Annotated in this window: 11 protein-coding genes and 2 pseudogenes; 10 read left to right on the top strand and 3 right to left on the bottom strand. The window is 74.8% G+C overall.

What is annotated here, in order from left to right; genetic code table 11:
* Positions 1-3: 3 nt before the first annotated feature.
* The 10 genes and pseudogenes from ACGFI8_RS35025 to ACGFI8_RS34980 form a co-directional block, all read left to right on the top strand.
* Positions 4-318, top strand: a pseudogene (locus ACGFI8_RS35025) (glucuronate isomerase); the annotation flags it as partial.
* 50 nt (positions 319-368) lie between these two features.
* Positions 369-611: pseudogene (locus ACGFI8_RS35020) on the top strand (fuconate dehydratase); the annotation flags it as partial.
* On the top strand, positions 599-1,939 hold the full coding sequence (locus ACGFI8_RS35015; RefSeq protein ID WP_392811172.1) for a mannitol dehydrogenase family protein: 1,341 nt from the start codon (positions 599-601) through the stop codon (positions 1,937-1,939). The pseudogene ACGFI8_RS35020 and the gene ACGFI8_RS35015, both read left to right, overlap by 13 nt.
* Before the next feature lie 117 nt (positions 1,940-2,056).
* A complete protein-coding gene (locus ACGFI8_RS35010; protein ID WP_392811170.1) occupies positions 2,057-4,702 on the top strand; it encodes an RNA repair domain-containing protein in 2,646 nt (881 codons plus the stop codon).
* Positions 4,703-5,048: 346 nt separating this feature from the next.
* Positions 5,049-7,034: a polysaccharide deacetylase family protein gene (locus ACGFI8_RS35005; protein ID WP_392811169.1), complete on the top strand. Its 1,986-nt coding sequence runs from the start codon at positions 5,049-5,051 to the stop codon at positions 7,032-7,034.
* A 10-nt stretch (positions 7,035-7,044) separates the two neighbouring features.
* Positions 7,045-8,280 (top strand): sensor histidine kinase, encoded by a 1,236-nt coding sequence (locus ACGFI8_RS35000; protein ID WP_392811167.1) that lies wholly within the window; start codon positions 7,045-7,047, stop codon positions 8,278-8,280.
* Positions 8,277-8,945 (top strand): response regulator, encoded by a 669-nt coding sequence (locus ACGFI8_RS34995; RefSeq protein WP_392811165.1) that lies wholly within the window; start codon positions 8,277-8,279, stop codon positions 8,943-8,945. The genes ACGFI8_RS35000 and ACGFI8_RS34995 overlap by 4 nt, the downstream gene beginning before the upstream one ends.
* A 74-nt stretch (positions 8,946-9,019) precedes the next feature.
* Positions 9,020-9,712 (top strand): class I SAM-dependent methyltransferase, encoded by a 693-nt coding sequence (locus tag ACGFI8_RS34990; RefSeq protein WP_392811163.1) that lies wholly within the window; start codon positions 9,020-9,022, stop codon positions 9,710-9,712.
* 52 nt (positions 9,713-9,764) lie between these two features.
* The gene (locus ACGFI8_RS34985) at positions 9,765-10,664 is read left to right on the top strand and encodes an alpha/beta fold hydrolase (protein WP_392811162.1); all 900 of its coding nucleotides are present in this window, start codon (positions 9,765-9,767) and stop codon (positions 10,662-10,664) included.
* Between the two features lie 47 nt (positions 10,665-10,711).
* On the top strand, positions 10,712-11,755 hold the full coding sequence (locus ACGFI8_RS34980; RefSeq protein WP_392811160.1) for a nitronate monooxygenase: 1,044 nt from the start codon (positions 10,712-10,714) through the stop codon (positions 11,753-11,755).
* Here the strand turns inward: ACGFI8_RS34980 and ACGFI8_RS34975 are convergent.
* The 3 genes from ACGFI8_RS34975 to ACGFI8_RS34965 are packed head-to-tail and all read right to left on the bottom strand — an operon-like array spanning position 11,752 to position 14,113.
* Positions 11,752-12,417, bottom strand: a complete 666-nt coding sequence (locus ACGFI8_RS34975; protein ID WP_392811159.1) for a response regulator — start codon at positions 12,415-12,417, stop codon at positions 11,752-11,754. The two genes, ACGFI8_RS34980 and ACGFI8_RS34975, sit on opposite strands and share 4 nt — an antisense overlap.
* Positions 12,414-13,577 carry a sensor histidine kinase gene (locus ACGFI8_RS34970; protein WP_392811158.1) on the bottom strand — a complete coding sequence of 388 codons (1,164 nt, stop codon included), beginning with the start codon at positions 13,575-13,577 and terminating at the stop codon, positions 12,414-12,416. Before ACGFI8_RS34970 ends, ACGFI8_RS34975 begins: the two co-directional genes overlap by 4 nt.
* An 11-nt stretch (positions 13,578-13,588) precedes the next feature.
* Entirely contained in the window at positions 13,589-14,113 is a 525-nt protein-coding gene (locus ACGFI8_RS34965; protein ID WP_392811157.1) for a DUF1453 domain-containing protein, read from the bottom strand.
* Positions 14,114-14,229 lie beyond the last annotated feature (116 nt).

The raw sequence follows: 14,229 nt of genomic DNA, 5'->3' as shown, positions 1-14,229 counted from the left end.
CCGCCCGCTCAGTGCCTCGCCCGTGGCTCGGGGCTCTACACCAGGGACAGCCCCGAGGGCCTGCGCCGCTTCCGCGAGGCGGTCACCGAGACCGCCGGCTTCTGCAACACCGCCGGGTTCGTCGACGACACCCGCGCGTTCTGCTCGATCCCGGTCCGCCACGACGTGGCCCGGCGCGTCGACGCGGGCTTCCTCGCCCGGCTCGTCGCCGAGCACCGCCTGCCGCTGGACGAGGCCGCGGAGACCATCGCCGACCTCGCCTACCATCAGCCCAAGCGCGTCTTCCAGCGCACCATCCACAATGGAGTTGCCGCGTGACCCGGATCACCAGCCTTGCCGTACACGACGTGCGGTTCCCGACCGCGGCCGCCGGCGGCGTCGGGCTCTGCGAGTACGTGCAGCACCTGTCCTTCTTCGATCACCTGCGGATCGGCAGCCCCCTGGAGGGACGCATGGTGGAGTACGTCGACCACCTCCACGAGCACTTCACCGACCCGGTCCGGGTCGTCGCCGGCCGGTACCGCCTCCCCGAACGGCCCGGCTACAGCGTGACGCTGCGCCCCGAGTCGATCGCCTACTCCTTCCCGGCGGGGCCCGCATGGAGCGCCTGAGCCGATCGACGGTGGACCGCCTGGACCCCGCCGCCCGCCCGGCGATCCGCCCCGGCGAGGTCGGCACCGGCATCCTGCACCTCGGGCTCGGCGCCTTCCACCGCGCGCACCAGGCGGTCTACACCGAGGACGCGATCGCCCGGGGCGGCGGGGACTGGGCGATCGCCGCGGTCGCGCCCCGCTCCCGGGCCGTGCTCGAGCCGCTGCTGGAGCAGGACCTGCTTTTCAGCGTGCTGACGCTGGACGGCGAGCGGGTGCGCCCCCGGGTGCTCGGCGTACACGCCCGGGCGATGCACGCGGCGAGCGACCCGGCCGCCGTCGAGGCCTGCCTCGCCGACCCGGGCATCCGCGTCGTGACGCTGACGGTGACGGAGAAGGCGTACCGCGCCGGCTCCGAGGTGCTCGGCCTGCTGGTGCGCGGGCTGCGCGCCCGGGCCGCGAGCGGCGCGCCGCTGGCGCTCGTCAGCTGCGACAACCTGCCCGGCAACGGCCACCGGCTGCGCGCCCTGGTCACCGCGGAGCTGGGGGAGTCCGTCGCCGGCTTCGTGAGCTTCCCGTCCACCATGGTGGACCGGATCGTGCCCGCCAGTACCGAGGCCACCTTCGCCACCGCCGAGGCGTCGCTCGGCCTGATCGACCGGGCCGCGGTCGCCGCGGAGCCGTTCAGCCAGTGGGTGATCGAGGACGACTTCCCCGGCGGCCGGCCCGCGTGGGACCTCGCCGGGGCGATCCTCACCGGCGACGTCGCGCCCTGGGAGCGGCTCAAGCTGCGGGTGCTCAACGGCGTGCACTCCGCCCTGGCCTACCTCGGCGCGCTCGCCGGCGCGCCGACCATCGACCGGGCGCTCGCGCTGCCCGGGATGCGCGCGGCCATGGAAAGTCTCATCCGGGCGGACATCGCGCCCACGCTGCGCCCGCCCGAGGGGCTCTCCGTTCGGCGGTACGGCGAGAGCGTGCTCGAGCGCTTCTCGAACCCGGCCCTGCGCCACCGTACGCTCCAGGTCGCGATGGACGGCACGCAGAAACTCCCGCAGCGGCTGCTCGGCACGATCGCGGACCGGCGGGCGGCCGGCGACATGCCGCGGTACGCGACGCTCGTGCTCGCCGCCTGGATGCGCTTCGTGCGCGGCCACGCCGACGACGGCAGCCCGCTGCCGCTGGACGACCCGCTCGCCGACCGGCTGCGGGCCGCCCCGTCGCTGCTGGAGCTCGACGCCGTGTTCCCGCCCGGGTTCGCCGACGACGCCGAGCTGCGCGACCAGCTCGCCTCGTGGGGCCGTTCGCTGCAGCGCCACGGCGTGGTCGGCACGCTGGAGGCGCTGCGGTGACGACCACCACCTGATCAGCGACGGCGCCGTGCCGCTGGTGTTCACCTGGATGCATCTGTCCCCGATCACGGAAGAATTCGGTCGCCGCCCGCGCGCGGCGCGGCCTAGGCTTCCGGCATGGCGAAGGCGCGGGGCGGTGGTCTGCGACCCGTGCAGGACGTCGTTTCGCGGATCCGCTACGACGCCACCCTCGACGCCGCCCGATTCCTCGTCGGCTACGAAGACCGCGGCGCCGGCATCCGCGAGACGCCGCTGCTCGCCTTCGTGAGCGGCGGCGACGTGCCGTGGCACCGGGTGCAATACGTCAAGGCCGGCCCGGTCACCGTCTGGGACCGCCAAGCCCGCGTGGATCTCGTCTTCGGCTCCGGCGACGGGCCGCCCGCCGACCTGGCCGCGCTGAGCGCCGAGGTGCCGCAGCGCACCCGGCCGGGTGCGGCCAAGCGCAGCGTGTCGGCGTTCGACGCGGCCGCCTGCCTGCGGTACGACCCGGCGGCCGGGGACTGGGTGCCGGCAGAGCCGTCCCAGCCGCCCGCGCCGGTGCACGCCGACACCGTCCAGGTCGCCACGTTCAACGTGCTCTCCGACGCCTACGACCGCGAGCTGACCTACCCGGAGCGGCGGGTGCCCGCCTGCGTCGAGCTGCTGGCCGGCCTCGGCGCCGACGTGATCGCGCTGCACGAGGTCACCCACGACCTGTGGGCGGCGCTGCTGGCGGCGCCGTGGGTGCGGGAGCGGTACTACGTCTCCGCCGGGCCCGACCCGGAGATCGGCTACGGCACGACCCTGCTCGCGCGGTGGCCGCTCGCGCTGGAAGTCCACCGGCTCTCGGCGTACAAGCGCCTCGTGCTCGGCCGCACCCTGCTCAACGGCCGCCCGGTCGGCTTCGTCGCCGCCCACCTGACGAGCGACCACACCGAGGGGGCTGAGCAGCGCCGCGAGCACCAGCTGCGGGTCATCGCCGAGCGGCTCGGCCGCGGCGACCTCGACGCCGCCGTCGTGCTCACCGACCTCAACGCGGGCGACGACGCCGCGCCCGCCGTGCCCGGCTACGTCGACGCGTGGCGGGCGATCCACCCGCACGACGCCGGGTTCACGTTCGACCCGGCGGTCAACCCGCTCGCCGCCGTCGCCTCCCGCACCGGGCGCGCCGCGCGGCTGGACCGCATCCTGGTCCGCGGCCCGCTGACGCCGGTCGTCGCGGAGCGCTTCGGCGACCGGCCGTTCGCCGAGGACGGCGGCACACCCCGATTCGTCTCCGACCACTTCGGCGTCACCGCGCTGCTGCAGACCGGGCGGGAGACCCTCGACGCGCCGTCGGTGCACACCTCGGCGCTGGTGGTGCGCCCGCCGGAGCGGTTGTGGGCGCCGATCCAGGCCGTCCGCGAGGCGCACGACCCGGCGTACCGGCGCTGGATGCCGCACATCAACCTCGTCTACGGATTCGTGCCGGAGGCCGAGTTCGAGGCGGCCGCGCGGGTGGCCGCCGCGGCGGTGGAGGGCCTGGGCCCGATCCGGATCCGGCTGGCGACGCTGCGACGCTTCGAGCACCGCGGCAGCACCACCGTGTGGCTGGAGCCGCAGACCACGCCGCCGGGCGCGCTGCGGCGCCTGCAGGCCGCGCTCGCCGCGCGGTTTCCCGGGTGTACCGAGCAGGACACCCGCGGCGCGCACGGGTTCACGCCGCACCTGACGGTCGCGAAGCTCACCGGGCCGCCGGAGCGGATCGCGGAGCGGGTCGCCGCCCTGCAGCGCGCGTGGCGCCCGGTCGAGTTCACCGTGACCGCCGCCGACCTGATCAGCCGCCGCGGCGACGAGCCGTTCGCGGTGCGCCGCAGCGTGCCGTTCGCGGCCGGCCACGACGCGGCCCGGCTCCTCGTCGCCGACGCCGGCGCGGCGGTGCGGCCCGGCTCGCGGATGCACGTGGTCGGCTCGGTCCGCCTCGGCTTGTACACCTCAGCCACCTCAGACACCTCGGCCGCCCCGGACACGGACCTCGACCTGGTGTGGGCCACCCCGCGCCCCGCGACCGGCGACCCGCTGGGCGAGCTCGCCGCGGCGCTGCCCGGGGCGCGCACGGCCGGGACCGTGGTGCCCGTGCTGCGCGCCATCGTCGCCGGCGTCAGCGTCGACGTGCAGCACGTGGCCGTCGCCGACGTCGACCGCCTCGACCCGGACGATCCCGCGCTCGACGACGCCGCCCGGCGCGCGGTGCTGGCCGTCCGTGACGCCGACGCGCTGCTGGAGGGGCTCGACCCGGCCGCGTTCCGCGCGCTGCTGTCCCGCGTCCGCGGCTGGTCCCGCGAGCGCGAGCTCGACGGCGCCGCGTGGGGCCTGGTCGGCGGCTTCACCTGGGCCGTGCTCACCGCCGAGGCGTTGCGGCACAACGCGGCTGACCTGGACGGGTTCCTGCGCCACTGCGCCGGCCACCCGCGCCGGCCGCGGTCGGGGGAGCGGCACGCGTACTGGCCGGTGTACTCGCCGACGCCGCCCGGGGTCAACACGACCCGCACGATGACCCGCTCGACGGCCGGGATCGTCGCCGCCGCGCTGCGGGGCGAGCCGCCGCCCCGCCACGAGCGCGTCGTCGAGCTGCCGCCCGACGACGACCTCGACGGCCGGATCCTGGGGCTGATCCTGGCGCTGGAGCACGCCGGCGCGCGGGTCCGCCCGTATCCCCGCCGTCGCGCCCTGGGCCTCGACGGCGGCGACCCCGAGGCGATCGAGGCCGCGCTGGCGGGCCTCGCGTCGCATTCACCCGGGTGAGTGGGAGGGGCACGGCGGGCGGGTGAAGTTCCGGCCGCCCGCGCCGCTCGCGGCCCGGCCGCCCGCACCGCGCCGGGTCCGGCCCGAGGAGCCGCATTCCTTGTGCTGCCAGCGATTCGGCCACGCGGCGCCACTTGTGGGTGACGCCGCGCGGCGGCCGTCGGCGCGTTCGAGGTAAGCCGAACGTGCACGAAACGGTACGCACTCCTTGGAGGAAGGGCAGGTCAGGTGAGTATGCGGGCGATACTGTCGTGACCGCGTCCGCACGCTGCGTTGACGCGATAACGGGGGGATTGGTCTGATACCCCGTCCGAAGTTGCTCAAAGTGACGAAGGGGTAGCGACACGTGCGCTTGTTCAGATTCCTCATCGGCGGGGTTCTCGCGACCCTCTTCTCCACGCTGCTGCCCAGCGTGACGGCGTACGCGATCGGCGCCAACCTCATCGGCAACCCCTCCGCGGAGACCGCCGCGGGCTCGGGGCCGGCCAGCTGGACGTTCGACAAATGGGGGACCAACACCGCCACGTCGTCCTGGAAGACCGGCGGCAAGGACGGGCAGAAGAGCCTTGCCATCACGATGACCTCGCACACAACCGGCGACGCCAAGTGGATGGCCGCGCCGGTCACCGTGAAGCCGAAGACCAAGTACGTCGTGTCGGACTGGTACATCAGCGACGTGCAGACGTCGCTCGAGGTCGTCTACACCAACGCCGCGGGCAAGCAGACGTTCACCTGGCTCGCCAACGCCGCCGCCTCGGCCGCCTGGAAGCAGCTCTCGGTCGAGTTCACCACCCCGGCCGACGCGGTGAAGGCGTCCGTCTACCACCTGCTGGAGAAGAAGGGCAGCCTGCAGACCGACCTGTATCTGCTGGCCGACTCCGCCGCCCCGAACCCGACGCCGACGCCGGCCTCGGTCACGCTGACCGCCCCCGCCAACGGCGCGACCGTCAGCGGCACCCAGCAGATCGCCGCCACCGCCGGCGCCGGCGTGCTGGGCGTGAAGTTCGCCGTCGACGGCGTCGCCCTCGGCGCCGAGGACACCACCGCGCCGTTCACCGCCAGCTGGGACACCAAGAAGGCCACCAACGGGGTGCACACCGTCACGGCCACCGCGCGCACCGCCGCCAGCGCGACGGCCGCCACCACGAAGGTCACCGTGACGGTGAACAACAGCACGGGCACGCCGCCGCCCACGACGCCCGGCAACCTCATCGCCAACCCGTCCGTGGAGACCGCCTCGGGCGCCGCGCCGGCCGGCTGGAGCAGCTCGAGCTGGGGCACGAACACCACCGCGTTCGGCTACCTCACCACCGGCCGCACCGGCAGCCGCAGCGTCAAGACGGAGATCACGAAGTACACCAGCGGCGACGCCAAGTGGAGCCCGGCCCCGGTGAGCGTCACGCCCGGCAAGACCTACCAGTACGCCAACTACTACCAGTCCAACGTGGACAGTGAGATCGACGCCGAGGTCACCATGGCCAACGGCTCGACGCAGTACGCGTATCTCGCCGCCGCGCCCGCCTCGTCGAGCTGGGCGAAGGTCAGCGCGCAGTACACCGTCCCGGCCGGCGCCACGAAGATCACCGTCTTCCAGGTGCTGGCGAAGGTGGGCTGGGTGACCGCCGACGACTTCTCGCTGAGCGAGTACACCCCGGCGCAGCTCAACCGGGCGATGGTCAGCCTCACCTTCGACGACGGCTGGCGCTCGCAGTACACCGCCGGCGTGCCGCTGCTGGACAAGTACCGCATGGGCGCCACGTACTACCTGCTGACCAGCACGATCGACTACCCGGACTACATGACCAAGGCGCAGATGGGCGACCTGGCCAACCACGGGGCCGAGATCGCCTCGCACACCGTCGACCACCCGCACCTGCCGACGCTGAGCGCCGCGAAGATCGACAGCGAGCTCAAGGACAGCCAGGCGACGCTGCGGCAGTGGTACGGCCCCGGCGTGGCGAAGAACTTCGCGACGCCGTACGGCGAGTACAACGCCACGGTGCTGAGCACGAGCAAGAAGTACTACCGCTCGCACCGCTCCACCGACGAGGGCTTCAACACCAAGGACGGCACCGACGTCAACAACATCAAGGTGCAGAACATCCTCAACACCACCACGCCGGCCCAGGTCGGCCAGTGGATCGATCAGGCGATCCGGGACAAGAGCTGGCTGGTGCTGGTGTACCACGAGGTGTCCACGACCGCCGCGGACCCGACCTACGCAGTCACGCCGGCCAACCTCGAGGCCGAGCTGAAGCTGATCCAGAGCAAGGGCATCGCGGTGCGGACCGTTGATCAGGCCCTGGACGAGGTTGTCCCGCAGCTGGCATAGCATGGCGATCGTGGGGTGGATCGTCAAGGACCTGGGCCGATTCCTGTTCGGCAAGGACCCGGCGGTCCACCCCAGGACGCGGCTCGGCCGGTCGCTGCCGCTGATCGGCGCCGTGGCCGGGCTGCTGTGCGGCCTGCTGGCGTACGAGTACTTCCTCGGCAACGTCTCCGGGCCCGGCCGCTCCGACTGGCTGCTGCTGATCATCGCCTCCGGGCTCGTCGCCGCGCCGATCGCGCTGGTCGCCACCCGGCCGCTGCTGGCATGGCGGATCGCGTTCCTGGCGGCGATCCTCACCACCCTGCGCATCCACCTCCAGGCGGGCACGCCCTGGCCGTGGCAGCCGGTACAGGTGCTCAGCTATCCGCTGATCCTCGCCGTCGTGGCGATCCGCCACCGCCGCGGCGTGGTGATCTGGACCGGCGTGTCCGCGTTCCTGCTCGTCACGCTGTACGTCCTGCCGCCGAACATCCCCGGGCTGCTCCTGCTCGTCCTGGCGATCCTCGTCGTCGGCGACCAGATCCGCCGCCGCCGCGAGGTGCAGCACGCGCTCGCCGAGGAGGAGGAGCGCTCCGAGCTCGCCCAGGCGCGGCGGGCGGTCGCCGAGGAGCGCAACCGGATCGCGCGCGAGCTGCACGACGTCGTCGCGCACCACATGTCGCTCATCGCCGTGCGGGCGGAGACCGCCGTCTACCGCATCGAGGGCGTGCCGGCGGCCGTGGCCGAGGAGTTGCAGGCCATCGCCGGCACCTCGCGCGAGGCGCTCGCCGAGATGCGCCGCCTGCTCGGCGTGCTGCGCGACGACTCCGGCCCGCTGACCGAGCCGCAGCCGACCCTCGACGATCTCGCCGGACTGGTCCGGGAGGCGCGGCAGGCGGGCGTGCAGGTGAAGTTCTCCCCGCTGCCGGGCATTCCGGTGCCGCCGGGCGTCGGCCTGGCCGCGTTCCGCATCGTGCAGGAGGCCCTGAGCAACGCCCGCCGCCACGCGGCCGGCGCGCCGGTGACGATCACGATCCGCCGGCACGGCTCCGACCTGGTCGTCCTCGTGCGCAACGAGCCGACCGGCGTGGCATCCGGGCCCGTGCCCCCCGCTCAGGACAAGGCCCAGGGCAAGGCCCAGGGCAAGGGGCACGGCCTGCTCGGCATGCGCGAGCGGGCCACGGCGGTCGGCGGGACCCTGCTGGCCGGGCCGGCCGCCGACGGCGCGTACGAGGTCGTCGCCACCCTCCCGCTGAACGGAGACGCATGATCAAGATCCTGATCGTGGACGACCAGGCGATGGTCCGGCAGGGCTTCGCCGCGCTGCTGGCCGCCCAGCCCGACTTCGCGGTCGTCGGCGACGCGGCCGACGGCGAGCAGGGTGTGGCGCTGGCCCGCGACCGCGGCCCCGACGTCGTGCTCATGGACATCCGCATGCCCGTGCTCGACGGCCTGGAGGCCACCCGGCGCATCCTCGGCGTCGCGCCCGGGCTGCACCGGCCCCGGGTGCTCATGCTCACCACGTTCGACCTGGACGACTACGTGTTCGAGGCGCTGCGGGCCGGCGCGTCCGGGTTTCTGCTCAAGGACGCGCCCGCCGCCGAGCTCGTCAACGCCGTGCGGGTCGTCGCGGCCGGCGACGGGCTGCTCGCGCCGTCGGTGACCCGCAAGCTCATCGAGCAGTTCGCCGCCCGGCCGCGCGCCGTGGCCCACCAGCCGGCCCGGCTGCGCGACCTCACCCCGCGTGAGGTCGAGGTGCTGCGGCTCATCGCGCGCGGGCGGTCCAACGCCGAGATCGCCGACTCGCTGGTCGTCGCCGAGCAGACCGTGAAGACCCACGTGAGCCGGGTGCTGCAGAAGCTCGACCTGCGCGACCGGGCCCAGGCCGTCGTGTTCGCCTACGAGACCGGGGTGGTCAACGCGGGGGAGCAGTAGTCCTGCGGTACGACGTGCGGGATGGCTCCCCGGGGTGACGCGCCCGCGCCCGGCGGCTGTCTAGCTTCGCGCGCATGTACACGGTGGAGACCCTCATCGGCTGGTACCGCGAGCACGCCGCCGACCTGCGCGCCGCCCGTGAGGAGCAGCGCGAGCTGCTCGCGCAGCGCCCGATGCGCCCGAAGCTCGACGACATCGAGGCCGAGATCAGCTACCTCACCGTCCGGGCGCTGCGCCCGCACACGGTCGTCGAGATCGGCTCGCACCACGGCTGGTCCACCTCGTGGCTGCTGCGCGCCCTGCGCGACAACGGCGACGGCGTGCTGCACACCTACGACCGGGCCGATCAAGCCGCCCGCACCCTGCCCGACGAGCTGACCCGCACCCGCTGGCGGTTCACCCGTGGCGACGTGCGCGCCGCCGAACTGCCCGGCGACCCGGGCTTCGTGCTCGTCGACGCGCGGCACACGGCCGGCTTCGCCCGCTGGTACACCGCGGCGGTCCTGGACCGGCTCAAGCCCGGCGCCGCGGTCGCCGTGCACGACGTCTTCCACGGCCGGCGGCCCTGGCCCAACAGCGAGGGCGCGGTGCTGCTGCGCTGGCTGCGCGGGCGCGGGCTCGGCTACCTCACCGCCGCCCGCCATGGCGACCCAGACCTGCGCGACCACCTGCTGAGCGTGAAGCGACGGCTGCACATGTCCGCACCCGTGCACGCCGGCACCCACGACCCGATGGTCTTCTTCGGTACCGCGGAGCCAGTCCGATGACCGCTCCACGGTATGACGATCGGACCCCGGCCCCGTTCCTACCTTCCCCGGCATGCGAACGCTGCTGCTGCTCCCCGTCGCTGCCGCCCTGTTCACCGTCTTCGGCCCGACCCACCCGGCCGCCACCGCGCCGCCGCTGCCGATGCACAGCGAGCGGTACCCGGACGGCCGGGCCCTGGAGGTCGTCGGCGACCCGTCCGCCGCCCGGACCGTCGTGGTGCTCGTCCCCGGCGTCGACACGACCGCCGCCAACTTCGACCGCGGGCTGGGCGGTGTGCAGCGCCGCGCCCCGGCCTGGCAGGCGCATCGGCTCGCCGACGAGATCGCGGCCCGCGGCGGTCCCGGCGCGGCGGAGCGGGTCGCGGTCGTGGCCTGGCTCGGGTATCGCACCCCGCAGGGCGTGGGGCTGGGGGCGGCGCGCGAGGACCTCGCCGCGGCCGGCGCGGCGGCGCTGCGCGAGTTCGTCGCCCGGCTGCCCGGCGAGCGCATCGTCGTGGTCGGGCACAGCTACGGCTCCACGGTCGCCGGGCTGGCCGCGCCCCGGCTGGACCGCCGGGTGACCGACATCGTCGCGCTCGGCAGCCCCGGCATGGGCGTGGACTCGGCGCGCGACCTGCACACGGCCGCGCACGTGTGGGCCGGCAGCGCCGCGGACGACTGGACCCGGCGCATCCCGGGCGCGCGGGTGCTCGGCGCCGGGCACGGCGCGCACCCGTACGACCCGTCGTTCGGGGCCGAACCCCTGCCGGTCGGCGGGGTCGAGGGCCACGACGGCTACTTCGTCCCCGGCACCGAGAGCCTCCGCGCGCTGGCCGACATCGCCCTCGGCGCGGCCCCGGCGCACAAGTTCGCGGACTTCATCGGCGACGACCCGCAGGCGAGCTCGGAGCCGGAGCCGGCCGCGGCGGTCCTGCGCTCGGCTCCGGGTTTCCCTGTTTTCCCTGCCACATAGGGCCTGCTTTCCGGTCGGCCGCCGCCCGCGCGAGAGAGGATCGGGGCATGATCGCACTGTTCGCGCACCTCGGTGTCACCTCGCCCGTCGTCGCGGCGCCCATGGCCGGCGGGCCCACCACGCCCGCCCTGGTCGCGGCGGCCGGGCGGGCCGGGGCGCTGGGGTTCCTCGCCGCCGGGTACCGCACGCCGGACGACCTCGCCGCCCAGATCGACGCCGTGCGGGAGGGCGGGACGGCGGCGTTCGGGGTCAACGTGTTCGCGCCCAACCCGGTGCCCGTCGACGCGGGCGAGTTCCGGCGATACGCGCGGGAGCTGCGGGCCGAGGGCGAGCGGTTCGGCCTGGACCTGGCCGCGGCCGAGCCGGTCGAGAACGACGACCACTGGGCGGAGAAGGTCGACCTGCTGCTCGCCCGGCCGGTGCCGGTGGTCTCGTTCACGTTCGGGCTGCCGCCCGAGGGGACCGTCGCGGCGCTGCGGCGGGCCGGCACCGTCGTGCTGCAGACGGTCACGTCCGCGCAGGAGGCGCGCGCCGCGGCCGACGCCGGGGTGGACGCGCTCGTCGTGCAGGCCTTGGCGGCCGGGGGGCACTCGGGGACGTTCACGCCGGAAGCGACGCCCCGGGACGTACCGTTGCCGGATCTGCTGCGGGCGGTGCGGGCGACGGTGGGTCTGCCGCTGGTCGCGGCCGGCGGGATCGCGACCGCGGGCGACGTCGCCGCCGCGCTCGGGGCCGGGGCCGCGGCGGCGATGGTCGGCACGGCGCTGCTGCGCACGGACGAGAGCGGTGCCTCGGCGGTGCACAAGGCCGCCCTGGCAGACCTGGCCGAGCGGGCAGCAGCGGACACGGTCGTCACCCGGGCGTTCAGCGGGCGGCCGGCGCGGGCGCTGGGCAACCTGTTCGTGCGGCGGTACCACGAGCGCGCGCCGCTGGGCTATCCGGCGGTACACCACCTGACGACACCCCTGCGCCGCGCGGCGGCCGCGGCCGGCGACGCCGAGCGGGTCAACCTGTGGGCGGGCACCGGGTTCCGGCACGCGAAGGACGGCCCGGCCGCCGCGGTGCTGACGGCGCTGGCGGCCGAGAGTTAGGAGGTCAGGCCGTGCTCGTACGCGTACCGCACGGCCTGCGCCCGGTCGCGCACGCCGGTCTTGGCGAAGAGCCGGTTCACGTGCGACTTGACCGTCACCTCGGTCACGAACAGGCGCTGGGCGATCTCGCGATTGGACAGGCCCGCCGCGATCAACCCCAGCACCTCGGCCTCGCGCACCGTGAGACCGTCGGGCAGCGGGGTCGCGGGCGCTTGCGGGTCGACGGCGGACGGTGGCCGGCCCTGGACGGCGGCCGCCAGCAGGCGCTGCTGCACGTGCGGATCGAGCACCGACTGGCCGGCCGCCGCGGCGCGCACCGCCTGCGCGATCTGCACCCGGCCGGCGTCCTTGGTCAGGTATCCCAGCGCGCCCGCCTGCAGCGCCGCGAGGATGTGCTCGTCGTCGGCGAACGTGGTGAGCACCACGACTCGGGTCCCCGGGTGCCCGGCGCGGATCAGCCCGGTCGCCTCGACCCCGTCGCGGCGCGGCATCCGCAGGTCCATGAGCACCACGTCGGGCCGGTGCCGGGCGACGAGCTCGAGCGCCTGCTCGCCGTCGGCCGCCTCGCCGACCACCTCGACGTCGTCGAGCAGGCCGAGCATGACGGCGAGCCCCTCGCGCACCGCCGTCTGGTCGTCCGCCACGACAACCCGAATGGTCATGCCGGCATCTTCACATCCACCAGCCAACCGTCGTCGCACGGGCCGGCCTCGACGGTGCCGCCGGAGAGCTCCGCGCGCTCGCGCAGGCCGGTCAGCCCGTAGCCGGAGGACAGCCCGGACGCCGGCGGGCCGGCCGGGCCCCGGTTGCGCACCGTGAGCCGGACCGCCTCGGGCAAGTACTCCAGCCGCACGGCGACCGCGCTGCCCGGCGCGTGCTTGCGCACGTTTGTCAGGGCCTCCTGCGCACCGCGGAACAGCGCCAGCCCGGCCTCGGGGCTGACCTCCCGCGGCTCGCCCTCGACCGCGAACGTGGCCGGCGCGTCCAGGTCGGCCCGGTAGCCGGCGGCCAGCTCCCCGACGAGCTCGGGCAGCGGCACCGGGTCGCCGCGCAGCGCGCTGACCGCCCGGCGCGTCTCGGTGAGCCCGTCGCGGGCCAGCCGGCCGGCCCGGTCCACGATGACCGCGGCGTCGGCGGTGCGGTCCCGCTCCAGCAGCGCCGCCGCCGTCTCCAGCTGTACCGACAGCGCCGAGAGCGAGTGGGCGAGCACGTCGTGGATCTCGCGCGCGAGGCGGGCCCGCTCGGCGAGCGCTGCGGCGCGGGACTGCTCGCCGGCCAGCAGCCGGGCCTGCTCGACGCGGGCGTCGCGCTGCTGACGGACGATCCCGAGCAGCAGCACCAGCACCAGCGCCCCGGTCCAGATCGTGATCACCTCGATCGACGCGCCGGTGATGCCGAGCGTCGTCGCTAGCGCCACCGCGAACGCGCCGGTGAGCATCGCGGCGCGCACCGGCGGCAGCGACGCGGCGGCGATGGTGACGGCGGCGATGACGTAACAGGGCGCGAAGCCGGGCGCGTGCACCGCGACCAGCCAGAGGCCGGACAGGGCGCACAGGGTCACGGTGTACACCTGGATCCGCTCGGCGCCGGCCCGCAGCGCCATCGCCGCCCACGCCGCCCCGCCCACCACGACCCCGGCGAGCAGGGCGAGGCCCCGGCCGGTGAGGCCCGGCCGGGGCTCGTCCTGGAACATCGCGACGGTCAGGAGCGCCAGGAACACCAGGCTGCGGACCTGGCGCCACCAGGCGATGTGGCGGTCGGTGACGGTGAGCACCGGACCAGTCTGCGCCATTGGCTCGGCGGTCACGGGCTCGGCGGTCACAGGCTCGGCGGTCACGGGCGCCCGGCGCTGGCGCGGGCGGCCCGCCGGGAGCCGCGGGGCGCGAACGGGGCGCCGGTGGCGATCGCCCGCCGCCCGACGATCGCCGCCTCGCCGAGGAAGCTCAGACCGAGGACGAGCAGCAGGCCGGCGTTCATGAGGTCCTGGTCGGCGGCGAGGGCGTGGCCGGCGAAGGATTGTCCGATCCGCAGCGCGATCAGGCCGATCCACACGGCGACGGTGAGCAGCGTGTAGCGGTACCAGACGTGGCCGTCCTGCACGTAGACCCGGACCGTCAGGCCCCGTAGGAGGCCGCCGAGCACGGCGACGACCGCGCCGGTGCCGAGGACGGCCCCGTCGACGACCGCGTGGTGCACGCTGGCGGCAAGGTCGATCTTCGACAGGGTGTACGCGCCCATGACGATCAGGATCAGCGGCGGGACGATGAGGCGCCGGGCCCCCAGGGGCTCCCCGAGGAACCGGCGGACCATGAGGAGGACGACGACGGCGAGGGCGATCAGCGCGGTGGTGAGGCTCATGCCCTCGAAGGTATGGACCGGGCGGCCGCGGCACCGCCACCCACGGGTGGAAAGCGGCCGGTCACCGGGTGGAGATCTGCAACCCAAAGGCCTCCAACCCGGCGTCGAGCATCTCT

Origin of the sequence: Dactylosporangium sp. NPDC048998, from assembly GCF_043197855.1 — a bacterium.
In the GTDB taxonomy this organism is placed as follows: Bacteria; Actinomycetota; Actinomycetes; order Mycobacteriales; family Micromonosporaceae; genus Dactylosporangium.
This window is presented reverse-complemented; position numbering and strand designations above follow the sequence as displayed.

Bases quoted from the DNA above. Each gene is read 5' to 3' on its own strand.
- ACGFI8_RS34990 (WP_392811163.1), top strand. From the start codon at position 9,020: ATGTACACGGTGGAGACCCTCATCGGCTGGTACCGCGAGCACGCCGCC.
- ACGFI8_RS35015 (WP_392811172.1), top strand. From the start codon at position 599: ATGGAGCGCCTGAGCCGATCGACGGTGGACCGCCTGGACCCCGCCGCC.
- ACGFI8_RS34995 (WP_392811165.1), top strand. From the start codon at position 8,277: ATGATCAAGATCCTGATCGTGGACGACCAGGCGATGGTCCGGCAGGGC.
- ACGFI8_RS35010 (WP_392811170.1), top strand. From the start codon at position 2,057: ATGGCGAAGGCGCGGGGCGGTGGTCTGCGACCCGTGCAGGACGTCGTT.
- ACGFI8_RS34965 (WP_392811157.1), bottom strand. From the start codon at position 14,113: ATGAGCCTCACCACCGCGCTGATCGCCCTCGCCGTCGTCGTCCTCCTC.
- ACGFI8_RS34985 (WP_392811162.1), top strand. From the start codon at position 9,765: ATGCGAACGCTGCTGCTGCTCCCCGTCGCTGCCGCCCTGTTCACCGTC.
- ACGFI8_RS34975 (WP_392811159.1), bottom strand. From the start codon at position 12,417: ATGACCATTCGGGTTGTCGTGGCGGACGACCAGACGGCGGTGCGCGAG.
- ACGFI8_RS34980 (WP_392811160.1), top strand. From the start codon at position 10,712: ATGATCGCACTGTTCGCGCACCTCGGTGTCACCTCGCCCGTCGTCGCG.